We start from the raw sequence: 22,374 nt of genomic DNA, 5'->3' as shown, positions 1-22,374 counted from the left end.
TGCAGATTCATCTCGGCGCCCATTGCGCGTTCGATGATCGCTTTGTTGAACGCCAGCATCAGATCCTGGACCTCGGTCGGCGTCATCGGCCCCTTGACCAGTTGGTCCAGCAGTTCCTTGGGCAACTCAGGCAGCGGCCCGCGGGCCGCTGCCTGACGCGCTACGGTTTGTCTTTTCTTCTTCATCGGCATATCCATGACGTTTACACCTCATGATATGCCCCGCCCACGAAATCACGGATAGGTCCCATGCTTCCGGCGCGTGCAGAAGCCGCTAAAGCGCTACGACCTCGGCTTCGATCCCACCGTGCTGGTACAACCCAGGCGGATCGTCCGTGGCCTCGTGCCGGGCTCTGCCGCGGCCAGAGCCGGCGTGAAGGACGGCGACGAAATCCTCAAACCTGTGCCGCAGGACGGCATCCAGGCCGACCAGCGCGCCATGCTGAGATTGCAGATCCGCCGCGGCGACACGATACTAAATGTAGCCTACCTGCCGCGCGGTGAAACTGTTCAGAGTTGGCAACGGGCGAGCGTCAACCATTCGTCCTGTTCGACAACCCGTTGAAGCGTAGGCCAGTGACTCGTCGCTGAGGTGTCCGACGACGGACAAAGCAGGCGTCCCGAAGCCCTACCGGGCCGGCACTGATCTTGTACTAACCGCACCCGCGGTACTGGCACAGGCCATCACCGCCATGGCGACCCTGTGCATCGCGATCCCGCCAACAGCTGATTTCGTCGCATCTTTGCCAACAACTGGGTTCATGCCGCTAGCGGCATGACACAGGTTGTTGCTAAGCGGCCTGTCGCCATTCTCAACATAACGAATGAGTCTGGGCCACTGCGTGCGCAGATAGGTCAGCTCCATACCAGGCAGACTTTTGGGTACGACACCGGAGTTGATCCCAAGCGGACGCGCTGATCTGCCTCATGTCTAGCGCCACTTACTCTGCACTTTCGCTCAGCGCCCGACGACGCCCTTCCACCGGGCCACGGTGGGTCCTGAGCGGGCGTCGTTGAAGCGCTTGAGGAACGCGTCGTAATCGCCGCCCGTAACCGCGTTACGCAACGGTTTGACCCGCTCCACGCAGATTTCCGTGGCCTCGGGCGAGTTCTGGATGATTCCCATCACCTCGGAAATGAAGTCCTTCAGCGGCATGGCGTTGGGGTCACTCGCATGAGCGAGCCCCGTGAGTTCCGTCTGCACGTAGGGCGGTATCAGCTCTATCACCTGCACGCCGGTGTCGCTCAACTGGTAGCGCAGCGACTGTGTGTACGAATGAATGGCGGCCTTGGTGGCGCAGTAAGTGGGCGTCACGGCGCCCGGCACAAACGCCAGGCCCGAACTCACGGTCATGATCGTCGCGTCGGGCTTATCCAGCAGATGTGGTAACAAGGCTGCGGTCAAACGGATAGGACCGAGCAGGTTGGTGGCGATGGTTTCCTCCGCATCCACAGTGCCGGGCTCGCGGACATCCTCGGTGCGCATGATTCCTGCGTTGTGAATCACCGCATTGAGCGCCGGGAATTGAGCGACCAGCCGGGCAACGGTACGCCGGATATCGGCACCATCGCGAATATCCAGCACGTCGGCCTGCATGCCCGAGTTGGCGGCCAGCGTCTGGTCGAGCATCTCGCGCCGGCGGCCAGTGATGATGACCTGGTTGCCTAGCGCGTGGAAGGCTTCGGCCAGCCCGCGGCCGATGCCCGAGCCGCCCCCAGTGATAAGGATGGTGTTGCCGGTTGTTTTCATGGTCTTTCCCCTGGAATGCGTCGAAGCATGGAAGCCAAGCGACGCGTAGCCCTAACGGAGCCAACGTCAATCAGCCGATGGCGAGCAAGGCATCACGCTGGCCGAACTATTAGAGCAGCGCCCGGATTTGCACGACACTGCACGGATGCTCATTGCTTCAACGAGGCTGCGGGCGGTACAAGAACTGCCCTCGCGTTACCGGCTCCCTGATAGGCCATCGCACCTTCAATTTCCTCGAAACGAAAGGCTTTGCCAATCTGGGTTCGAAACAAAGGGTCTGCGATGACAGTGCGCAGATCGACCATCGCTGCCGCCAGCCGTGCAGGGTCTTTGGCCGTGGCGCTGCTGAAGTTGCTGAATCGCTTCACGACGAGATTTTTGCTCATGAACAGCCGCGACGGGATTGTCACGGGCACAGAGGCATCCAGGGTTCCATAGATGTAGATTGAGGTATTCATGGGCACGTGTGGCGCAATGCGGTTGATCACGGCGCCGCCCAGCCCGTCGAACACCGCGGTGGTTGCAAGGCTTTCTGCCAGTTGTCCCAGCTGGTCCTCGTACCCTTCGTCATCGGTTGCCACGACGTGAGCAAGACCCCATTGACGGAGCTCCTCGTATTGCGCCCGCGAACGCACGAGGTGGATCACCGCAACCTGGCGTTTTTTCGCCAGCGCGGCCAGGGCCAGTGCGGTCGCCGAGGCGCCCGCCGTTGCGACCACACCATGATGGCCTTCCGCCACAATTTGCTCCAGGAAGGCATAGGCCGTGAACGCATTGACCAGCGAGCCACAGTAGTCGCGTGTGCGCACCTCGTCGGGCAGGATGACGCAGCTGGTGTAAGGCAACTGCGCCTTTTCGGACCACAACCCAACCGTCCCGGCCCCGGTGCCAAGTGACCGATAAAGCGCCACGGGCCTCCCCAGGAACTCCTCCGGCACGTCATCACCGATCGCGGTCACTTTGCCAGCCGCGGACGCGCCCCATACGCCGTTTGATCCGTTGAGAACCCGGCCCGCCGCGTCGGGCATCGTCAAGAACAGCTTGTCGCCGTGGTTGATGGCGCACGCCTCGATGTCCACGATCACATGACCGGGCGGCGGGCTATCAGGTATGGGAATGTCCAGCACGGCCAACGTGCGGCTGGACGCATCGATGCTGATCGCTTTCATGCATGCTCCTCGGGTCCGGGTGTAATTGAAGGGAGTGATGCCCGAACTGGATACATGAGAAACCCAATACTTACTTTTAACAAGTACGGAATTATTTGTTAGTATCGCTGCCATGAAACTTGAAACGAAGTGCCCTGTGGCGTTTACCTCGCGCATTCTGGGCGGCAAATGGAAAGCCCGAATCGTCTGGGCGCTTGTGCGGAATGAACCGCTTCGCTTCTCGGAGATCCGAAGAGCTTGCCCGCCCGTCAGCGATCGCATTCTGACCAAGGAACTGCGAGAACTGGAGCACTGCGGCCTGATCTCGCGCAAAGAATTCCCGGTCATCCCGCCGAAAACGGAGTATCGCCTGACCACCCTGGGTCAGACGCTTCGTCCGGTCATGGCTGTCATGGCCGAATGGGGTTCGGCCAATCGCGAAAACGTGATTGAAACTCCGAAAGATGCCCGCCTACCCGCTTCCACTGGAGATCTCGGGCATGACGAGTGAAACGGGATGTCTCGCATGACCTGTGAAACGGGGGATTAGCGTGGCGCGTAAACATTCATGCGTCACGCAGCAGCGGAAAAAGCGCGTCGCCAAGCCAAATGACGACGCGCTTGCTACGACACACGGTGATTGTTGTGTGCGGACGTGCGCCGCGCGCATGCACGCGCTTCGCTACCCTTATCGATCGCGGCGTTGCTTGCGGACCAATCGCCACCGCGGTATGTTTCCAGCGTCGGACAAGGCAGACTTGGTTTGGTAAGCCCAAGTCCTTTCGGTAACGAAAGCTCTGGTCTTTGGCCTCGTGCACGAGATCCCCACGACGAACGAAGGGCGCTTTTTCGGCGCCCCTATGTTCGTCCGTGTGGCTCTCAGGTTCGAGAAACGCTCCGGTCGAACGTCGACAACGGAGCCAGACCATGAATATGCCTACCCCCGAATACTGCGATGTTCTGATTGCCGGCGCCGGTCCGGTCGGACTACTCCTCGCCTGCGAGCTGCGCCTGGCCGGTTGCTCGGTGCAGGTGTTTGAACAAGCGAACGAACCGACTACGCCGTTAAAACGTGCTCCATTCGGACTGCGCGGTCTCTCGGTGCCGACCATCGAAAGCTTCGACAGACGCGGCCTGTTGGCTGCCCTAAAAGCCCGGATCCCCGAGGGGGAGATCGGGGCCGCGGCACCCTGGATGAAGGACGAGCGCAGGCCTGGCGGACATTTCGCTGGCATCGACTTCCTCATGGACCAGATCGACCAGGCGCAGTGGCCCTACCGGCTGCCACACTCGGCGGCTCCTATGGCCGCGGATCTTGAGAGCATTGAAGCCGTTCTGGCGGATCGCGCTGAGAAACTTGGGGTCCCGATCAGGCGCGGATTTGGCGTTTCGGGCTTGGAGGTTACAGATGACGATGTCACCGTCCACGCCGGTGGGGAGACATTCCGAGGGGGCTGGCTCGTCGGTTGCGATGGCGCCCGTAGCATGGTGCGCAAGGCCGCCGGGTTCGGCTTCACCGGTACCGACCCTGAGTTCACCGGCTACTTCGCCCGGATCGAACTCGCCAATGCGGCGATGCTTGAGCCAGGTCACCACGACACGTCGAACGGCACCTACATCTTCGACCTGCCAGACATGATCAGGATGGTCGAATTCGACGGCGGCGCCTGTCACCGGCTTCAGCCGATCACACGGGATCATGTCCAGGCGGTGTTGCGTCGTATCTCTGGGACCCAGGTCGAAGTGACGGCGCTCCGTCTTGCCACCACCTGGACCGATCGGGCCTATCTGGCAACCGAGTACCAGAAGGGGCCCGTGCTGCTCGCAGGCGATGCCGCTCACATTCATTCGCCGCTGGGCGGCCAAGGCCTCAACCTCGGTCTGGGAGATGCGATGAACCTTGGCTGGAAGCTGGCCGCAACAGTCCGAGGCGATGCCCCGGCGGGACTTCTCGACAGCTATCAACGCGAACGGCGGCCCGTTGCCGAGCAGATACTTGACTGGTCTCGCGCGCAGGTCGCGCTGATGCGGCCGAGCCGAAGTTCGCAAGCGCTCAGAGCCATCGTCCGCGATCTGATCGCGACGCATGATGGCGCGACCTACTTTGCTGAACGCGTCTGGGGTGTGGGGCTCCGTTATGACCTTGGCGCGAGCCACCCGCTCGTCGGTCGTAGCGTGCCGGATTTCGAACTGACTGATGGAACGCGGCTTGATGATCATCTGACGGCGGGCGCCTGGTTGCTGCTGGATTTCGACTCGCGCCCAACGCTTCGGATGCTCGCCAGCCGTTGGTGCGAGCGGATCATCTATCTCGCGTGCGATGCCAGGGAGCGGCTTGGCTTGAGCGCTGTGCTCGTGCGTCCTGATGGCGTCGTCGCCTGGGCGGGCAAGACCACGCCGGGCGATCAGGAAGTCCATGACGCCGCGTCACGTTGGCTCGGCAACCCGCAGGGAACGCCTCGAGCGAGCTGAGCCAAATCGACACTATGCCCTGTGACTTCCGCCCACCATGGCGTGAAAACCAGGCCAGTCGATGATGCGTTCCCTGGCATCCCGTTGGTCGACCTGTGTCCGCGCATACGTGGCTATTCCGTTGCCGGTTTTGTCCGATGCGCTGGATCAGGGGAGCCGTAAGCTCGCCGCCGATGTCATCGGGCTCCCGAGCCGCGCGAGTGTCGAAAGCTGCCAATAGAGCCACCGCCTCGGGCGACTTGCCGTGCGGGAAGAGATCCGTCGTGGTCGGACCGGGCTGGGCGCAATTAATGGCAAGAGCGGCGATAGGCATCCCGCGGCCTAACGGCTAATGTGATCCGCCGCCCCACCCACCTCTCTGACGAAGGCGAGCAGAAGCTCGCTGAGTCGACCCGGTTGTTCCTGCTGGATCCAGTGACCGGCACCGTCAATCAGCTCGATGCCCCTCATTCCCGTCGTCGCCTTCGTCCTCATCAGATCGAGCGCGCCCGGCGCCGACCAGGTGCCCCAATCGCTCCTCCCTCCGATGAAGAGCGATGGCACATCGATCGTCCTGCCCGAGAACAGGCGCAACTGAGCGTTCAGGTCAGGATCGGAAAAAACGCGGTACGCCTGCAGCGCGCCCTGGAACCCCGTGCGGTCATACTCCTGCGTGTACACCTCAAGTTCCGGCTCGGTGAGCCATCTGCAGACTAGTATCTCGGCGGCGGAAGGCTGGAACGGGGCGACGGTCTCGGGCATCGTCTTGCCAAGGTCCATGACGTAATAGGTGGGCATCTGTGCAAGTTCTGCGGCGGTTAGCGCCTTCAACGGATGCGGCTTGTTTCCCATCCAGTCGGCGCTCTTGACGTAGAAAAATGCACGTAGAAACGCGTGCAAACCTTGGGGCGGGTGCCACATGTCATGGTTCGCCTGACGACCGCTCAGGTATTGCTGGTAATACTCTCTCGGCGGGTCGAGCGCCGCCAGCGCGGCCGCCAGCTTCTGGTTGCCCGCGTTCGGCTGAGGCGGCGATACCGCGCTCTCCGCAATGTCGAAGGGAAACGCCGGCGGACCGGGGAACGGTGCGCTCATCAGCACGACCGAGGGAAAGACGTCAGGTCGCGCTAGCGCGCAATAGGCTGCCACGGGCGAGCCGAGGTCGTGCCCGACGAGCATGGCCGTGCGCCGATACCCCAACGCCAGAACCAGACCGAGGGCGTCACGCGTCATGTTCAGAAGGCTGAAGGGCGCCAGCGGGGTGTCATAGTCGTTCACCCACCCCGTGGTGCGGCCAAAACCCCGCTGATCAGGCGCCACCACATGGTAGCCGGCGTCAGCCAGCATCGGCATCAGATGTCGCCAGCCGTAAGCCAGATCGGGAAAGCCGTGCAGAAGCAGTGCGAGCGGCCGGCCTGCCCTTTCGTAACCGGCCTCGAGAATATGGACATCGAGCCCGTTGACGCCATGGATCATGCGCGAGCGGACTCCCTTGGGAAGCGTTCCCTCACCATATGTTGACATAGTCAAATCAATTCCTCCCATGGGGTATGCGCGGGCGGGTCGAAGTAAAGCGGCAACCAGGCCGACCGCGCCCATCGCCAGAACGGCTCGTCGGGACATCGATGGCGTCAATGGGTCGTGAGGCATCGCTCATATCCATAATATGGTGATCGCCATAGTATGGTGACTGTCATAGCCGGGTCAAGCGAAACGTGGTACGTTTCCGGTATGACACGCAAGACTGACGCGCGCGCTCGCGCGATTGCCGCGGCCGAACGGCTGTTTCGCATCCAGGGCTACACTGCGACGGGACTGACCCAGATCCTTGAGGAAAGCGGTGCGCCAAAGGGATCGTTTTACTTTCATTTCCCCCGCGGCAAGGCGCAACTCGCCGAAGAAGCCATCGACAATTACGTTGCGAACCGGATTGCGGTACTACGGGACATCTCGGCGAATACGACGGGTGATCCGCTGAAGTTCGTTCGTCAGATTTTTCGGACATTCGCGGCCGAAATGGTCGCCACTGATTTCCAGTACGGATGTCTGATGCAAAACCTGGCGAACGAGTTGCCCGCGCTCGATGCTGAGCTGACCGAACGGGTAGCGCGCGGATTTGCTGACTCCACCGGGATTATCAGGAAGCATTTCAGGGAATGCGGCTTCACTCCCGCGCGCGCGTCCTCTACCGCAGCCGCCCTGGTAGCCGCCCTCGAAGGCGCGCGGACGATCGCCCGCCTGGAACGCACGCCGGCCATATTCCGGGCGCTGGCAGAGGTGAGCGTCCAAAGGTGCGCGGTCCCTGCAAAGTGATCGGGTGCGAGGTTTCCATCGGACCGACCTGACACCGATCACGTGTGGAGTGCATCGATCCTGCGCGAGTATCCGTGGATAGACGCCAGGTCGCCGGATCGATGTCCTGGCAATGTTAATCGTCGACCGCCACGATCAGTCTGGCCTGAAAGGACCGATCGATCGGAAAACCGCGAGGACGACCTGTTGCTGTTGACCCAGTATCGTTTCCCGGCGGTTCGGTATCCGGTGACAATCAACACTCAGGTTTTCGATTCGGTGACAACGCGAAGACGTATGCATCGGTGTCGCGCGATGACAAGACCCAGCGCATGTCTTACACGACCGCATCCATCTTTCATCCAGGAATCGTCACGTCGTCGAGGCGATGTGGCAATTGAACCGCGGCAAGAAAGGCGACTGCATGGAGCCGCAGAGGACCAGAAACGCCCCGCCGTATGCACCTGAAATCACGTGGCCCGCGCCGGGAAACTTCAGTTTCCATGCCAGGAATGTCGCGCATAGCGTCGTCATCGTCGGTCCGCCAAGACGCTGAACAATGTTGTTGAAGTTCGTAGATACTGCTAATGGTGTCCGTTCGTGTGCTAATCGTGTCCAGTGATTCCGCTAATGCGGGGCGGCGAACGTCAAGCTGAGGAAGTAAGCAGCGGCAGGTCGCTGACGAGGTATTTCATCGACGTACGCTGAATTCCAAACGATGGTGTTGAAGCGCGACATGGGCGTGCACTGACCTTTCCCCTCCCAAGTATCCCACTGTAAAGTTAGTGGCAAGGCCGCAGGAGAACGCTTGCCATGAAGAAGTCGAGGTTCAGCGAAGAGCAAATTATTGGGGTGCTGAAGGAAGCCGACGCAGGCATGAAGGTCGCAGACCTATGCCGCAAACACGGTATATCGGATGCGACGTTCTATAACTGGCGTAGCCGTTACGGCGGCATGGATGTGTCGGAAGCGCGACGATTGCGGCAACTGGAGGAAGAAAATCAGCGGCTCAAGCGGCTGGTGGCCGACCAGGCGCTGGACATCCAGGTTCTGAAGGACGTTCTCGAAAAAAAGTGAGTTCGCCCGCGCAGCGCCGAGAAGTTGTGCAGCAGGTGATTGAACAGCACGACTATTCGGAGCGCCGGGCGTGCGCGCTCATTGGCCTGAATCGCCGAACGTTCCGGCGGCCGGCGGCGCCTGACGCCGACCACGAAGTGCGGCAACGGCTGCGCGAGCTGGCACAGGAGCGGCCACGGTCTGGCTCGCCCCGCCTGCATGTCTTGCTACGCCGGGAGGGCCTGGTCCAGAACCACAAGCGCACTGAGCGGCTGTACCGCGCAGAAGGCCTATCGCTTCGCCTGAAACGTCGAAAGAAACGCCCGAGTCATCTACGCGTGGTCATGCCGACGCCCAGCGGCGCAGACGAAAGCTGGGCGATGGACTTTGTTGCTGATGCGCTGGTGCATGGACGACGCATACGCATGTTGACGATCATCGACGCGTGGAACCGCGAGTGCCCGCACATCGAGGTCGACTTCTCGCTAACGGGTGTACGCGTGGCACGTGTGCTCGAGCAATTGCGGCAACGAGGGCGGTGTCCCAATCTGATTCAGGTGGATAACGGGCCGGAGTTCGTCAGCAAGGCGCTCGATGCCTGGGCGCACGAACATGGCGTCAAGCTGCAGTTCATCCGCCCAGGCAAGCCGGTGGAAAACGCGCACATCGAAAGCTTCAACGGCCGACTGCGCGAAGAATGTTTGAACCAGCATGCGTTCGTCAGTCTCGACGATGCGCGCATGCGCATCGAGGCCTGGCGCACTGACTACAACTCAGTGCGCCCGCATAGCGCCTTGGGGCAGTTGGCGCCGGACCAATTCCGGCAGTTGCATCAACCGAAAACCGGCGAGCCCACTAACTTACGAATGGTGTACTCGGCGGGGTAAGGTCAGTCGAGGCAAAAAAAATCAGAAGTCCCCACACCAGCGGTCCAGCGTTATCACCAACGCCGTGCGCCGGCGAATCTTGGTGCTGCGTACGCGAACTCACGTCTCGACGACTTCAGCATTCTCACGGGACAGCCCTGCCGGAATTTTCCAATTAAGACTGGGACGGAAATTGGGCCAGCCTCAGGGATATTCCTGGACTAGGCATCGGCAGCGCAACGCGCGGGTCAATTGCAATGCTGCCAAGGGAGCAATCGACGGGTTGCCGGATCGGCACACCCGATTTGTCTCATTGCCGGACGCCGTATGCTGTTTGCCGGACACTCGGGTGATATCCGCTATTCCGAGACGCCGGGCCCACGCCGCAGGTCTGAAATTCCGGAGGCAGTTCTGCCAAGAACAAGACTATCAACGCACAAGAGGCGATAGTCAAACGCACTCAAAATGGGGCACTGAACCATACTTTCCCCCGCTGCTGCATACTTTGATGTTTCTGAAACTGCTCTTCTGCTTTGCTGCAGACTTTGATGTGCGCCGATAGGGAGAACGGGGTTTGCCGACCGGCTGATGAAAACGTTTATGCGCATAAACTTAAATTTCTTATATTTCTAATAGGCGCGACACAACGCGACGGTCGGCGTTGACGGCATTTTTACGCGGCCGCCCGATTTCTTTAGATCGAGCGATCCGGCAGCGCGCTACGCTGGAAACGTCTCGATTCCGGAGCGTCTTCCATGCTCAAGCTGCTGGTTCCTGTCGGTCATTCGCCCCGTTCGCTGCAGGCGGTGCGCCACGCGACCTTCCTGTATCGCGAACGCTGCGCGTCGGAGATCGTGCTGATCAACGTACAGGCGCCGCTCGAAGCGACGCGGCTCGAGGCGTTTCATCCGCTGTCGCGGCTGCGGTCGATCGAGGACAAGTTCGCGTGCAACGATCTGGCGATGGCCGAGCGGGTGCTGCGGGAGGCCGGCGCCCGGTACAGCGTCGTGAAGAAGGTCGGGCCGGTGGCCGACACGATCGCGGCCGTCGCGGCCGAGACGGGCTGCGACGAAATCGTCGTCGTCGCGCCGCGGCACGATCCCGTTCATACGATGCTGTCGATGTTCCGCCGCAGCGTGATGAGCCGGCTCGTGCGGATTTCGAATGTGCCGGTGACGGCGGTGCGATAAGCGGCTGATCGCCGCCGCGTCGCCGTCGTGTTGTGTCGTGTTGTGCGGCATCGCGCCGTCGACCTCGATGCGCACCGGCACGACGTGGTTGTCATGGCCCGCTCAGGCGGGTCGTTTCATTCGAGTCGACGCGACGACGTTTCCGGCACGGCGCACAGCCGCCGCGCGCCATGTATCGATACTGCGACGCGCACACGTGCGCCGTCGCGCAGCATCGACCTGTTTACTGGATGGCCTTGCGCCAGAACACAAGATAGGCCGCCACTGAAGACGCGCCCAGCAGAATGACCCACAACGGCGCCATGCTGATCAGGACCGAAGAGACGTTAAGCATTTGGATTCCTCACTAATTCGATAGCGATGTTCAACACGTACCCGCTGCATTCGGAACGGCCGCGCCCACCGCTTGCCGCGCATCGCGTTCCGCCAGAACATGCATTCATGCTATCGCTTCGACCGCTCGCGCGGCCGTCTCGCCCCGCCCGCACCCTGACATTCGTCAAACTCGCATCGATTGCGCGCCGGTCCGGCCAAACACCGCCCCTTTCCCCGCCGCGATGGGCGGAGAAAGGACGCGATTACCTCGACCAGCGGACATTTCAGCAGACGATTACCCGGGGAAGCCCCAATGCTTCGCACACCGTGTCCGCGTTACGCTTGAGCGACGAGGAGACGAATCATGAGACGAGTGGTACATATCGCTTTTTTCGCGCTGCTGGCCTACCTGATCGGCGATCGGGCGCTGCTGCGTGCGCAAGGCCGCGACGCCAGCCCGACGGCGTGCTCGCAAGGCGCCGAGCAGGTGAAATACGACGCACTCGGCCGCGGCTTCGGCAACGCGGCAGCCACCAGCCAGAGCGAGGCGTTCATGTCCGGCTGCCTCGTGACCGGGCGCGGCAATCAGGATGCCGCGATGGCGGCGCGTTGAGTTCGAACGGGCGCCGCCGTGCCGGCTGCGCCCGCGTCGCGCCGCGTGGCCGGGAGCGGTCGCGACCGGCGCTTTCCGTCCTTTGTGCTCCGCGCGACCGGCCCTGACCTCCCCGTAGCCGGCAATACGCCGTCAATGCCGCGCTCGACGAATCGATGAGCGGCCTGCCCGCCGCTTCACGCAAGTCCATGCCATAGCGGCCACGGCACTTAGTGCTCCGCGGGACCGGCCCTGACCTGCCGTTAGCCTGCAATACGCCGTCAATCCCGCGCTCGACGAATCGATGAGCGGCCTGCGCGCCACTCCACGCAAGTCCCTGCCATAGCGGCCGCGGCAAAAAGCGCCGGGCAACGCGCGTCGATGTCCCGATTGGGATGCTGCTGATTCCCCCGCGTGCCGTCCGCCCAGCCTCCCCTGTCCTCGCCACCCCGCGCGCCGCGCGCAGCGGCTTTCCGCTGCGCGCGGCTCCGCAACTGAAGCCCATCGTCCCGCCAACCCCGCCCGGGCACGCGGCTTGCGACTCCGTTGGCCTTCCTAACGGGCCGCCAACATGAACGACAACGAGTCCATCGATTCCGCACAACGTCGCCCGCGCGCGACCACGTGGCTCCGCCGCCTCGGGCCGGGCCTCGTCACCGGCGCCGCCGACGACGATCCTTCCGGCATCGGTACCTATTCCCAGGCGGGCGCGCAGTTCGGCTTCGAACTGCTCTGGTCGCTGCTGCTGACCTATCCGCTGATGACGGCCATCCAGCTGATCAGCGCGCGCATCGGCCGCGTGACGGGCAAGGGCCTCGCGTCGAACATGCGCACGCATTATCCGCCGTGGCTGCTCTATGCCACCGTCGCGCTGCTGACCATTGCGAACGTGATCAACATCGCGGCCGACCTGTCGGCGATGGGCGCGGCGGTCAAGTTGCTGCTGCACGGCCCGCAAGAGCTCTATGTCGTCTGCCTGGGTGGTGTGTCGGTCGTGTTGCAGATTTTCGTGCCGTACGACCGCTACGCCCGCCTGCTCAAATGGACCGCGCTGACCCTGCTCGCCTATGTCGCGGTCGCGCTCATCGTGCCCGTCCCGTGGCGCGAGGTCGGCCGTGCGATCGTGCTGCCGCATATCCAGTTGAACGCCGCCTACCTGACGACGGTCATCGCCGTGCTCGGGACCACGATCAGCCCTTATCTGTTTTTCTGGCAGGCCTCGCAGGAAGTCGAGGAACTGCGCGCGGCGCCGAACCAGCAACCGCTGCGAAGCATGCCGCACCAGGCGCCCGCGCAGTTGCGGCGGATCAGCGTCGATACCTGGGTCGGCATGGGCGTGTCGAACATCATCGCGTTCTTCATCACGCTGACGGCGGCGACGACGCTCCACATGCATCACATCGACGTGAAGACGTCGGCGGATGCCGCACGGGCGCTCGAGCCCGTCGCCGGGCACTTCGCGTACGTATTGTTCGCGCTCGGGATCATCGGCACCGGCCTGCTCGCGCTGCCGGTTCTCGCGGGATCCGCCGCGTATGCGGCCGCGGGCACCTTCCGCTGGCGCAACAGCCTCGCGTTGCGGCTGGGTGTCGCGCCCGAGTTCTACGGCGTGATCGCACTGGCGACCATCGGCGGCGTCGCGATCACGTTCACGCATTTCGATCCGATCCGGGCGCTCTACTGGAGCGCGGTCATCAACGGCGTGACGGCGGTGCCGATCATGTTCGTGATGATGCTGATGGCCGGCAGCAGACGCATCATGGGCGAATTCGCGGTCAGGGGCGTGCTGGCATGGGGCGGCTGGCTCGCGACGCTCGCGATGATGATCGCGGCGATGGGCGTGCTCGTGCCGGGTTGAACCGCACCGCCGCACCGCCCTGTCGGCGCGTCGCATCGCCCGAACGAACCGGCATCGCGTGGTGCACGCGCACCGGGAACGCATGCCGCGGATGGAAGGAGGACGCATCGTGGCCAAGAAAACCGCCGGATCGGCACGGCTGCCGGCCTGCGACCAGCGCGCGCGCATTCTCGCCGACCTGCGCAGCAGCAAGATGGCGCGCTCGATCCACACCTATACGCGCGGCAGCGCCGAGCACTTCTACGCATGGCTGGCGGACCATCGATCCGGAACCTTGCCCGACGGTCCCGCGATATGGATCGGCGGCGATTGCCATCTCGGCAATCTGGGCCCCGTCGCGTCGAAGACGGGTGAGGTCGCCGTGCAGATTCGCGATCTCGACCAGAGCGTGATCGGCAATCCGGTTCACGATGTGCTGCGCCTGGGGTTCTCGCTCGCCACCGCGGCGCGCAGCTCCGATCTGCCCGGCATCATCACGTGGCGGATGATCGAGGCGCTCGTCGACGGATACGAGCAGGCGTTCGACAGCCGGCGCCGCGACGAACTCAGCCACATGCCACGCCCGACCGAGGTGAAGATCGCGATGAAGGCGGCGCTGCATCGCTCGTGGCGCAAACTCGACCGGCAGACGATCAGCAACGCCGCGCCGCACATCCCGTTGGGCAAACGCTTCTGGCCGCTGTCGGAACGCGAGCGGAGCGCCATCCTCACCCTGTTCGAATCCGCGCCGGTTTCCACGATCGGCGCTGCGCTCAGCCGCTCGGCACGCTGCGACGCCGGGATGAAGGTGCTCGACGCCGCCTTCTGGGTGAAGGGCTGTAGCTCGCTGGGCCGGCGCCGCTTCGCGGTGATGCTCGATATCGACGACGCATGTTCCGATGGACATCCGCCCTACCTGATCGACATCAAGGAAGCCACGGCCGCCAAGGCGCCGAAATACCCCGGTGTACGCATGCCGAGCGATGCCGCACAACGGGTGCTCGAAGGGGCGCGGCACGTGTCGCCGATGTTGGGAAACCGGATGTGCGCGGCGCGCCTCGACGGGCGCTCCGTCGTCATGCGCGAATTGATGCCGCAGGATCTGAAACTCGAAGCGGAACGACTGTCGGAGGCTGACGCGGTGAAAGTCGCACGATATCTTGCGCTGGTGATCGGCCGCGCGCATGCCGCGCAGATGGACGACGCGACGCAACGCGCGTGGCGCGCCGAGCTGCGGCGCCAGCGTCCGAAGACCCTCGACGCGCCTTCATGGCTGTGGCGAAGCATCATCGAACTGATGGCCGCGCATGAACAAGCGTATCTCGAGCATTGCCGGCGCCATGTGCTGGGCAAGGCGGCCCGCTGAATCGACGCACCGGTCACGCACCGGTCACGCGCCGCGAACCATCCGCGCGATCAGCCGATGTCCGGGCGAATCACCAGCTCGTTGAATCCGGTGCCCGCATCGGGTTCGCGGGAGAAACGATGCGCGGGCAACAGCACGAGCAGTATCTCGGCGGTGGTACGCACCACGCAGCCGCTCGCGACATGCCCGCCCGATACGCGGCCGTGCGCGTCGGAAACCGACATATGCAGGTGCGCGCCGTCCGGCGAGACCGAACCGGCCAGCGTCAGGATTTCGAGGTCGCCGCGCAGTTCGGTCGGCGAGTCGACGCCTGCATAGCGCAACTGCGCGACGTTCAGGCTGCCGATGCCCTGGATCACGAATGCGGCGTGTGCGCCAAGCCCGCGCAACGCGTGCTCGATGGCGGCGCGCAGATCGTCGCCGGGGGAAAGACGCAGAGGATGGGCGTGCATGGTCGATCACCTGCTGGTGAGCCTGGGTGTCGACAAAGGGTACTTTCGGCCAGGCAATCCGGCAAGCTGCCGCCTGCCGGATGGAACGCTGTCGCCGCAACGATCGGCGCTCGCGTTACACGGTAAAGCGTTCGCTCGCGAACTGCGCGTCCGGCACGCCGGCGGCGACGGCGACTTCCCGCGCACCTTCGACGAGCGGCGGCGGCCCGCAGACATAGACATCCGGCAGCACCTGCGCGTGCGCCAGCGCCGCGCGCAACGCGTCGACCGGCGTGCCGCGCAGCCCGGTCCAATCCACGCCGGGCCGCCATACGCACACATCGACCCGCAACTGCGGCAACTCGGCCCGCAAGCGCTCCAGTTCGTCGAGCATGAACAGTTCGCTTTCCTCATTGACGCCGAAGAACAACCGCGCGTCGCCCGCCTCCTGATACTCGGCCATGCGCCGCAGCATCGACAGGATCGGCGCGAGCCCCGTGCCGCCCGCGACGAACCAGCGCGGCCTCAGGCTGTCGGCGAACAGGCCGAACCCGCCCATCGGCACCCGTACGGTCAGCCGATCGCCGGGCCGCGCGCGTTCGCGCAGATAGGTCGAGAACCAGCCGCCCGGCCGCAGCCGGATCAGGAACTCCAGCCGGCCATCCCAGTTGCTCGTGTTCGCGAGCGAATAGGGCCGGCGCAGGCCGCTGCCCGGCACCTCCAGTTCCGCGAACTGGCCGGCTTCGAACTCCGCCGCCGCGCCGAACGCGTCGTCGGGTTCGATCTGCAGCTCGACGCGCATCGTGTCGCGCGCGATCGCATCGAGCGCGGCGATCCGCGCCGTGCGCACGGGCACCGGCTGCAGCAGCACCTTCGCCCGGTCGTACGGCGCCGTAACCTGCAGATCGCCGAGCGGCGTCGTCCGGCACAGCAATACCGCGCCGGGCTGGTCGGCCGGCAACGCGTCGGCGCTGTGCGCCTGCATCTCGTACGGGCCGTCGACGACGGTCGCCTGGCATGCGCCGCAGCTCCCGCGCCGGCATTGCGATGGCAGCGTGATGTCGGCTTGCGCCGCCGCCGCGAGCAGATCCTGGCCGGGCTCGCAGTCGAAGCCGAACGGCGCGCCGTCACGCGTCGTGATCTCGATCCGGTAGCTCATCGAACGATCCTGCTCATGCCGCCCGGCGCGCGAGCGCCTCGGCGAGGTCCGCGCCGGCGTCGCCGATCGGCTGGATCCCGAACTGCTCGACCAGCACCGCGAGCACGCCCGGCGTGATGAACGCCGGCAGCGTCGGCCCGAGCCGGATGTTGCGGATGCCGAGCGCGAGCAGCGTCAGCAGCACGGCCGCTGCCTTCTGTTCGAACCACGAGATGACGAGGGACAGCGGCAGGTCGTTCACGCCGCATTCGAACGCATCGGCGAGCGCGGTCGCGATCCGGATCGCCGAATAGCTGTCGTTGCACTGCCCGACGTCGAGCAGGCGCGGGATGCCGCCGATATCGCCGAACGCGTGCCGGTTGAACCGGTACTTGTTGCAGCCGAGCGTCATCACGACCGTATCGTCGGGCGCCTGTTCCGCGAACTCGGTGTAGTAGTTGCGCCCCGGCGCCGCGCCGTCGCAGCCGCCGATCAGGAAGAAGTGGCGGATCTGCCCGGCCTTCACCGCGTCGATCACCTGGTCCGCGACGCCCAGCACCGCATGCCGGCCGAACCCCACGGTGATGGTCTCCTCCGGCGCCGTCGCCTGAAAGCCCGGCAGCGCCTGCGCGGCACGGATCAGCGTCGGGAAATCGTGATGTTCGAGATGGCGCACGCCCGGCCAGCCGACCGGCCCCGTCGTGAAGATGCGCTGCCGGTATTGCGGCAGCGGCTCGATGATGCAGTTGGACGTCATCAGGATCGGCCCGGGGAAACGCGCGAAGTCGCTCTGCTGGTCCTGCCATGCGCCGCCGTAGTTGCCGGCCAGATGCGGGAAAGCCTTGAGCGCCGGATACGCGTGAGCCGGCAGCATCTCGCCGTGCGTGTAGACCTGGATGCCGGTGCCCGCCGTCTGTTCGAGCAGCGCGTGCAGATCGCCGAGATCGTGGCCCGACACGAGGATCGCCTTGCCGGCCACCGGCGATACGCGCACGGCGGTCGGCTGCTGCGCGCCGAAGCGGCCGGTGTTCGCGCTGTCGAGCAGCTCCATCACCGTCAGGTTCAGCCGGCCGAGGTCGAGCGCGTGCGCGAGCAGTGCGTCGACGTCGTCGGGATTGCCCGCGAGGAACGCGAGCGCCGCGTCGACGCCTTCATAGATGTCGTCGCGCTCGTAGCCGAGCACCCGCGCATGATGCGCATACGCGCACACGCCCTTCAGGCCATACAGCACCAGCGCGCGCAGCCCGACGATATCCGAGCCCACCGTGTCGAGGCCCGCGTCGATGCCGACGCTCGCCGCCTGCTTCAGCAAGCCCGCCAGATCGTCCGCCGGCTGCCATTCGGCCGGCCCGTGCAGCACCGGCACCGCCGTGCCCGCGGTGCGTGCGTGCGCTTCGCAGGCGGCCTTCACGCGATCGCGCGTCTGCGCGGCTTCACGCAGCAGCGCGACGAAGCGCGCCGCATGGAAGTTCACGTTGGTCAGCGTGGTGAACATCGCGTACAGCACAAAGCGCTCGGCGTCGCGATCGGGCTCGCCCATCGTGCGCGCGATCGCGCCGTACTGCGCAATGCCCTTCACCGCATGAACCAGCAGGTCCTGGAGGTCGGCCGTCGTCGAATCCTTGCCGCAGTTGCCTTTCGCCGATGCACAGCCGGGCCGCGCGCCGGTCCGGTCGGTCTGTTCGCATTGATAGCAAAACACGGTGCTCTCCTTTGTCGATCATGGGGGCGCGGGTCGGTGCGAACGGCGGCCGGACGCGTGTTCCGGGCCGCCGGGCTTCTCGCCCGCTCAAGATGCGTTTCTTGTGCATCTTTTTCATGATGTTTCGGCACGCAGTTCGTGACCGTGACGCAGATCAAGAAACGGGACGCCCGCCGATGAGGCAACTTGTCGCTATGATCACCCGCCGGCTTCGCTCGACGGTGCGCTTGCGTCGTCGGCATCCGCGCACGCGATGCCCCAGTCGCCGTATCGATACCAGTCGTCGCCGAGCAGCTCGCTCGGGTGCTGGGTCCGGCTGGAGCCGTTGCCGCAACGCATCGCCTGCGTCGGGCAATAGTTGTCGCATCCCCAGCAGATCCGCTCCGGATGCACGGGATGCAGAGGAAATTTCTTGGCCATGATGCGTCGTCTTCCCGGTGTCGGTTCATTCGCTACCGTTCGACTCTAGTGCACCGGCAAGCGACGCCGATGCGGCATTCGTTCGCACCACCGCCGGCCTCGCCCGAAAACGAACAAGGCCCGGACATCGTCCGAGCCTGCCGTATCAGCGGTTGCAGTCGTATCAGCCGGCCGCGCTTATGCTTCCAACGCCTCCAGCACCTTGCCCTTCGTCTCGATCCCGACGAAGTGGACTGTCAGCGCAGCGATCAGCGGCACGATGCCGATCAGGTAGAACGCCGGCGCGAGGTTGCCGCCGATGATCGCGTGCGGCACGATCATCGGCGCGGCGAACGATGCGATCTTCAGCCATGCGCTGCCGAGCCCGCAGCCGGACGCGCGGATGCTCGTCGGATACTGCTCAGGCGTATAGACGTACGCGGTGATGAAGCCCGACGCCATCAGCCCCAGCGACAGCGAGCAGAAGATCGCGACGACATACACCGACGACGCGTGATAGACGCCCGCCAGCGCCAGCGACAGCGCACACAGCACGAACGACCAGACGATCACCGGCTTGCGTCCGAGCTTGTCGACGAGCAGCGCCGACGCGAGCGAACCGAGCACGCCCATCACCGAGCCGATCACCGCGAGATTCAGCGCGAGCTGCAGCGGCGCATGATAGAAGTTCTTGTAGATCGTCGGCAGCCACGTGGACAACCCGTACTGGATGAACCCGCAGGTTGCCCACAGCGTCGCCACCGCGAGCGTGCGCTTGCGATACGCGGCGCTGAACAGGTCGCTCATCCGGCGCTTCGGGTGCTGGCGCACCATCTCGTCGAACGCGGCCGCCTGGGTGGCCGGCGGCAGCTCGCCGCGCACCGACGCCTCGAACACGCCGACCGCACGCCCGGCTTCCGCGAGCCGCCCGCGCGACGCGAGCCAGCGCGGCGATTCCGGCACGAGGCGCGTGAGCACCAACGCGAGGATCAGCGGCAGCCCGCCGACGAAGTACATGATTTCCCAGCCGAAGCGCGGCACGAGCCACGCGCCGAGCGCCATCGACACCAGCAGGCCGATCGGGAACACGATCTCGTACAGCAGCACGAAGCGGCCACGGCCGTGCGCACGCGTGATCTCGTTGATGTAGGTCGCGGCGACCGGCAGCTCGCCGCCCAGCCCAAGCCCCTGCAGGATCCGCAGCAGCACGAAGATCTCGAACGTCGGCGCGAAGCCGCACGCGATGCTGGTGACGCCGATCACGGCGGAACTCCACGCGATCGCCTTCACGCGGCCATGCTTCTCCGCGAGCGCGGGAAACAGGAACGCGCCGATCAGTTGGCCGATCGCGCCGGACGCGATCAGCATGCCGATCTGCGTCGGCGACAGCCCCCACTTGTGAATCAGCAGCGGCAGCGTCGCCGCGATCGTGATCACGTCGAAGCCGTCGAAGAACGTCGCGGTGCCGATCAGCACGCGCGCGCGGATCTGCATCGCGTTGGCCGGAAGCCGCTCGAGCCGCGCGATGATCGCGCCGGGCGTGGAGGCGGCAGCTTCCATCGTGGCCCTGCCGGCCACGACGTTGTCGAAAGTGCTCATGCGGGGAGTCTCCTGGATCGTTCGCCGGTCAGGCAAGCGCTTTGGTCGTGTCCGCCAGGGCTTCCGTATCCACTGCCCGGCCCTGGTTCATCCACTTGCGTGCGAGCTTCAGCTCGCGTGCGTTGTTGATGGCGATGACACCTCTTACATGCCCATCGCCCAAGAAAAACAGCGTCGCGCGGCGCGCGGCGAGATCGCCGCGCACGACGAGCTGCGCATCGGCCGGCAGATCGCCGAGGATCTGCAGGTTCACGTCGTACTGATCGGACCAGAACCACGGAATTTCCGCATACGGCGCGCGCACGCCCAGCACGGCCTTCGCGGCCGCGATCGCCTGGTTCTGCGCGTTCGCCCACGATTCGAGCCGCACGCGCCGCTTCAGCCAGCCGTTGTGATGATTCGCGACGTCGCCGCACGCGAAGATCGCCGGGTCGCTGGTCGCGCCGAATTCGTCGACGACGATGCCGTCGTCGAGCGCCAGCCCCGCGTCGCTCGCGAGCGACGCATTCAGCGCGAGGCCGATGCCGGCCACCGCGAAATCGGCGTCGATCGTCGTGCCGTCGGCAAGCGTCGCGCGCACCTTCGACGCGTCGTCCGGCTGCGCGTCGAGCGACGCGAGCGCCGCGCCCAGACGCACGTCGACACCGTTCGCGCGATGCAGGTCGAGCAGGAAGTCCGACACGATCCGCGGCACCGAGCGGCCGCACAGACGCGGCGCGCCTTCGACGACGACGGCCTCGACACCGAGCTTGCGTGCGGTCGCCGCGACCTCGAGGCCGATCCAGCCGCCGCCGATCACGAGCACGCGCCGGCTCGCACGCAGCTTCTCGCCTAGTGCGGCCGCCTCGTCGAGCGTGCGCAGGTAGTGCAGGTTCGACGTCCTGACGATCGCTTCGGGCAAGCGGCGCGACGTGCCGCCGGTCGCGATCACGAGGCGGTCGTATTCGATCTCGCGGCCGCTTTCGGTCTTCACCACGCGGCGCGCACGGTCGATCGACGCCGCGCGTTCCGGCTGCCACGCCTCGACGTTCAACGCGTCGAATTCGTCCGGGCGCACGACGCGCACGGTCTCGATGTCGGCGTCGCCGGCCAGTACGGCCTTCGACAGCGGCGGACGCTCGTACGGCAGGTGCGGCTCGTCGGCGATCATCACGAGGCGGCCCGCGAACCCTTCCGCGCGCAGCGTCTTGAGCACCCAGCCGGCGGCCTGGCCGCCGCCGATCACGACGACCGTGCCGGGTGTGGCCAGCTCCCGCGTGTTCTTCTCGGTCATGATTTGCGCTCCGTCATGAACTTGCCTTCCGGCGCCTTCGCGTTCTTCTGCCGGCGCGTGTTGCCGTCGAGGCCGCCGTCGACGGCCCATTCGGCGAACACGGTCGGGCCCGGTTCGAATTCGCGCGGCCGCCATTCCGGTGTCAGCACGTCTTCATCCGCGTAGTACTCGATCAGCGCGCCGGCCGGATTCTGGAAGTACCAGAAGTACGCGGACGACACCGGGTGACGCCCCGGGCCGAGCTGCGTTTCCCAGCCGCAGCGGTCGATGTGCATGCCGCCGCCGAACACTTCATGGATGTCGCGCACGGTGAACGCGACGTGGTTCAGGCCGCGCTTGCCATTCGGCAGCGCGAGCAGGAACAGGTCGTGGTGCCCGCCGTGCGGTGCGCAGCGCATGAACGCGCCGCGGCCCGGATAGCGATCCGATGTCTCGAAGCCGAGCAGCGCGTGATAGAACGTTTCCTGCGCGTCGAGGCAGTTCGTGAAGAACACGACGTGCCCGACCTCGACCGGCTCGGCGCGCGCATAGATCGGGCTCGGCTGGTCGACGCGCATCGTTTGGCCCCACACGTTCGACGGCGAGCCGGTGATGTCGAGCGCGCGCTTGCGCGTCACCTCGATGCGGATCGCCATCCCGTTCGGATCGATGCAGCCAACCGCATCGTCCTGTGCGTAATAGCCGGGCTGGCCGGCCAGCTTCGGGCGCAGCGCGTCGAGTTCCTGCCGCGTCGGGACGCCCCACGTGACTTCACGCAGCGTCGGGCCCGCTTCGAACGCGGGCGGCAGCGACGGATCGTCGGCCTTCACGACCAGCACGGTGCAGCCGTTCAGCGTCTCGAAACGGGCGCGCGTGTCGTCGTGCGCGACTTCCTTCAGCCCCCAGTCTGCGAAAAAGCGCCGGCACGTCGCGAGGTCGTCGACACCGTACGTGATCTGCTCGATACCCAAGATGCTCATTGCGTCATTCC

Annotated in this window: 19 protein-coding genes and 2 pseudogenes; 9 read left to right on the top strand and 12 right to left on the bottom strand. The window is 64.8% G+C overall.

What is annotated here, in order from left to right:
- Positions 1-185, bottom strand: a pseudogene (locus tag SB786_RS20345) (IS256 family transposase); the annotation flags it as partial.
- A 76-nt stretch (positions 186-261) separates the two neighbouring features.
- Between SB786_RS20345 and SB786_RS20340 the strand changes: the two are divergent.
- A complete protein-coding gene (locus SB786_RS20340) occupies positions 262-564 on the top strand; it encodes a hypothetical protein (RefSeq protein WP_410729024.1) in 303 nt (100 codons plus the stop codon).
- 213 nt (positions 565-777) lie between these two features.
- Here SB786_RS20340 and SB786_RS20335 read toward each other — a convergent pair.
- From SB786_RS20335 to SB786_RS20325, 3 genes and pseudogenes are all read right to left on the bottom strand, one after another.
- Positions 778-897: pseudogene (locus tag SB786_RS20335) on the bottom strand (IS66 family transposase); the annotation flags it as partial.
- A 60-nt stretch (positions 898-957) separates the two neighbouring features.
- A complete protein-coding gene (locus tag SB786_RS20330; protein ID WP_410729023.1) occupies positions 958-1,749 on the bottom strand; it encodes an SDR family oxidoreductase in 792 nt (263 codons plus the stop codon).
- Positions 1,750-1,898: 149 nt separating this feature from the next.
- A complete protein-coding gene (locus SB786_RS20325) occupies positions 1,899-2,918 on the bottom strand; it encodes an alcohol dehydrogenase catalytic domain-containing protein (RefSeq protein ID WP_410729022.1) in 1,020 nt (339 codons plus the stop codon).
- A 112-nt stretch (positions 2,919-3,030) separates the two neighbouring features.
- Between SB786_RS20325 and SB786_RS20320 the strand changes: the two genes are divergently transcribed.
- Entirely contained in the window at positions 3,031-3,408 is a 378-nt protein-coding gene (locus tag SB786_RS20320) for a winged helix-turn-helix transcriptional regulator (RefSeq protein WP_410729021.1), read from the top strand.
- A 422-nt stretch (positions 3,409-3,830) separates the two neighbouring features.
- Positions 3,831-5,369, top strand: coding sequence for an FAD-dependent monooxygenase (locus SB786_RS20315; protein ID WP_410729034.1), 1,539 nt, complete (start codon positions 3,831-3,833; stop codon positions 5,367-5,369).
- A 321-nt stretch (positions 5,370-5,690) separates the two neighbouring features.
- Here the strand turns inward: SB786_RS20315 and SB786_RS20310 are convergent, their stop codons facing one another.
- Complete coding sequence (locus SB786_RS20310; protein ID WP_410729020.1) at positions 5,691-6,824, bottom strand: alpha/beta fold hydrolase; 1,134 nt, start codon at positions 6,822-6,824, stop codon at positions 5,691-5,693.
- 255 nt (positions 6,825-7,079) lie between these two features.
- Between SB786_RS20310 and SB786_RS20305 the strand changes: the two genes are divergently transcribed.
- The 6 genes from SB786_RS20305 to SB786_RS20280 all read left to right on the top strand — a co-directional run bounded on the left by SB786_RS20305 (position 7,080) and on the right by SB786_RS20280 (position 14,862).
- Entirely contained in the window at positions 7,080-7,661 is a 582-nt protein-coding gene (locus SB786_RS20305) for a TetR/AcrR family transcriptional regulator (RefSeq protein WP_410729019.1), read from the top strand.
- Positions 7,662-8,453: 792 nt separating this feature from the next.
- A protein-coding gene (locus SB786_RS20300) for an IS3 family transposase (protein WP_410729018.1) occupies positions 8,454-9,583 on the top strand; the annotation gives its coding sequence in 2 pieces (ribosomal slippage) (positions 8,454-8,703 and positions 8,703-9,583; 1,131 coding nt in all).
- Positions 9,584-10,317: 734 nt separating this feature from the next.
- Complete coding sequence (locus tag SB786_RS20295; protein ID WP_410729016.1) at positions 10,318-10,752, top strand: universal stress protein; 435 nt, start codon at positions 10,318-10,320, stop codon at positions 10,750-10,752.
- A 679-nt stretch (positions 10,753-11,431) separates the two neighbouring features.
- Positions 11,432-11,680 carry an adhesin gene (locus SB786_RS20290; protein ID WP_410729015.1) on the top strand — a complete coding sequence of 83 codons (249 nt, stop codon included), beginning with the start codon at positions 11,432-11,434 and terminating at the stop codon, positions 11,678-11,680.
- A 550-nt stretch (positions 11,681-12,230) separates the two neighbouring features.
- Positions 12,231-13,517 (top strand): NRAMP family divalent metal transporter, encoded by a 1,287-nt coding sequence (locus tag SB786_RS20285; protein WP_410729014.1) that lies wholly within the window; start codon positions 12,231-12,233, stop codon positions 13,515-13,517.
- Between the two features lie 82 nt (positions 13,518-13,599).
- Complete coding sequence (locus SB786_RS20280; protein WP_410729013.1) at positions 13,600-14,862, top strand: DUF2252 family protein; 1,263 nt, start codon at positions 13,600-13,602, stop codon at positions 14,860-14,862.
- 50 nt (positions 14,863-14,912) lie between these two features.
- Here the strand turns inward: SB786_RS20280 and SB786_RS20275 are convergent, their stop codons facing one another.
- The 7 genes from SB786_RS20275 to SB786_RS20245 form a co-directional block, all read right to left on the bottom strand.
- Positions 14,913-15,314, bottom strand: a complete 402-nt coding sequence (locus SB786_RS20275) for a PPC domain-containing DNA-binding protein (protein WP_410729012.1) — start codon at positions 15,312-15,314, stop codon at positions 14,913-14,915.
- A gap of 115 nt (positions 15,315-15,429) precedes the next feature.
- Entirely contained in the window at positions 15,430-16,452 is a 1,023-nt protein-coding gene (locus tag SB786_RS20270; RefSeq protein WP_410729011.1) for a 2Fe-2S iron-sulfur cluster-binding protein, read from the bottom strand.
- A 13-nt stretch (positions 16,453-16,465) separates the two neighbouring features.
- Positions 16,466-18,133, bottom strand: coding sequence for a hydroxylamine reductase (gene hcp, locus SB786_RS20265; protein WP_410729010.1), 1,668 nt, complete (start codon positions 18,131-18,133; stop codon positions 16,466-16,468).
- 198 nt (positions 18,134-18,331) lie between these two features.
- On the bottom strand, positions 18,332-18,553 hold the full coding sequence (locus SB786_RS20260; RefSeq protein WP_410729009.1) for a DUF3079 domain-containing protein: 222 nt from the start codon (positions 18,551-18,553) through the stop codon (positions 18,332-18,334).
- A gap of 177 nt (positions 18,554-18,730) precedes the next feature.
- Entirely contained in the window at positions 18,731-20,131 is a 1,401-nt protein-coding gene (locus SB786_RS20255; RefSeq protein ID WP_166723284.1) for an MFS transporter, read from the bottom strand.
- Positions 20,132-20,159: 28 nt separating this feature from the next.
- A complete protein-coding gene (locus tag SB786_RS20250; RefSeq protein WP_410729008.1) occupies positions 20,160-21,404 on the bottom strand; it encodes an NAD(P)/FAD-dependent oxidoreductase in 1,245 nt (414 codons plus the stop codon).
- The gene (locus tag SB786_RS20245) at positions 21,401-22,363 is read right to left on the bottom strand and encodes a VOC family protein (protein ID WP_410729007.1); all 963 of its coding nucleotides are present in this window, start codon (positions 22,361-22,363) and stop codon (positions 21,401-21,403) included. The genes SB786_RS20250 and SB786_RS20245 overlap by 4 nt, the downstream gene beginning before the upstream one ends.
- Positions 22,364-22,374: the final 11 nt, after the last annotated feature.

This window comes from Burkholderia sp. SIMBA_062 (assembly GCF_046534765.1).
Lineage (GTDB): Bacteria > Pseudomonadota > Gammaproteobacteria > Burkholderiales > Burkholderiaceae > Burkholderia > Burkholderia ambifaria.
The sequence above is the reverse complement of the archived record's forward strand: the minus strand, read 5'-3'. Positions and strand labels throughout refer to the sequence as shown.

Bases quoted from the DNA above. Each gene is read 5' to 3' on its own strand.
- SB786_RS20330 (WP_410729023.1), bottom strand. From the start codon at position 1,749: ATGAAAACAACCGGCAACACCATCCTTATCACTGGGGGCGGCTCGGGC.
- SB786_RS20325 (WP_410729022.1), bottom strand. From the start codon at position 2,918: ATGAAAGCGATCAGCATCGATGCGTCCAGCCGCACGTTGGCCGTGCTG.
- SB786_RS20320 (WP_410729021.1), top strand. From the start codon at position 3,031: ATGAAACTTGAAACGAAGTGCCCTGTGGCGTTTACCTCGCGCATTCTG.
- SB786_RS20315 (WP_410729034.1), top strand. From the start codon at position 3,831: ATGCCTACCCCCGAATACTGCGATGTTCTGATTGCCGGCGCCGGTCCG.
- SB786_RS20310 (WP_410729020.1), bottom strand. From the start codon at position 6,824: ATGATCCATGGCGTCAACGGGCTCGATGTCCATATTCTCGAGGCCGGT.
- SB786_RS20305 (WP_410729019.1), top strand. From the start codon at position 7,080: ATGACACGCAAGACTGACGCGCGCGCTCGCGCGATTGCCGCGGCCGAA.
- SB786_RS20295 (WP_410729016.1), top strand. From the start codon at position 10,318: ATGCTCAAGCTGCTGGTTCCTGTCGGTCATTCGCCCCGTTCGCTGCAG.
- SB786_RS20290 (WP_410729015.1), top strand. From the start codon at position 11,432: ATGAGACGAGTGGTACATATCGCTTTTTTCGCGCTGCTGGCCTACCTG.
- SB786_RS20285 (WP_410729014.1), top strand. From the start codon at position 12,231: ATGAACGACAACGAGTCCATCGATTCCGCACAACGTCGCCCGCGCGCG.
- SB786_RS20280 (WP_410729013.1), top strand. From the start codon at position 13,600: ATGCCGCGGATGGAAGGAGGACGCATCGTGGCCAAGAAAACCGCCGGA.
- SB786_RS20275 (WP_410729012.1), bottom strand. From the start codon at position 15,314: ATGCACGCCCATCCTCTGCGTCTTTCCCCCGGCGACGATCTGCGCGCC.
- SB786_RS20270 (WP_410729011.1), bottom strand. From the start codon at position 16,452: ATGAGCTACCGGATCGAGATCACGACGCGTGACGGCGCGCCGTTCGGC.
- SB786_RS20260 (WP_410729009.1), bottom strand. From the start codon at position 18,553: ATGGCCAAGAAATTTCCTCTGCATCCCGTGCATCCGGAGCGGATCTGC.
- SB786_RS20255 (WP_166723284.1), bottom strand. From the start codon at position 20,131: ATGAGCACTTTCGACAACGTCGTGGCCGGCAGGGCCACGATGGAAGCT.
- SB786_RS20250 (WP_410729008.1), bottom strand. From the start codon at position 21,404: ATGACCGAGAAGAACACGCGGGAGCTGGCCACACCCGGCACGGTCGTC.
- SB786_RS20245 (WP_410729007.1), bottom strand. From the start codon at position 22,363: ATGAGCATCTTGGGTATCGAGCAGATCACGTACGGTGTCGACGACCTC.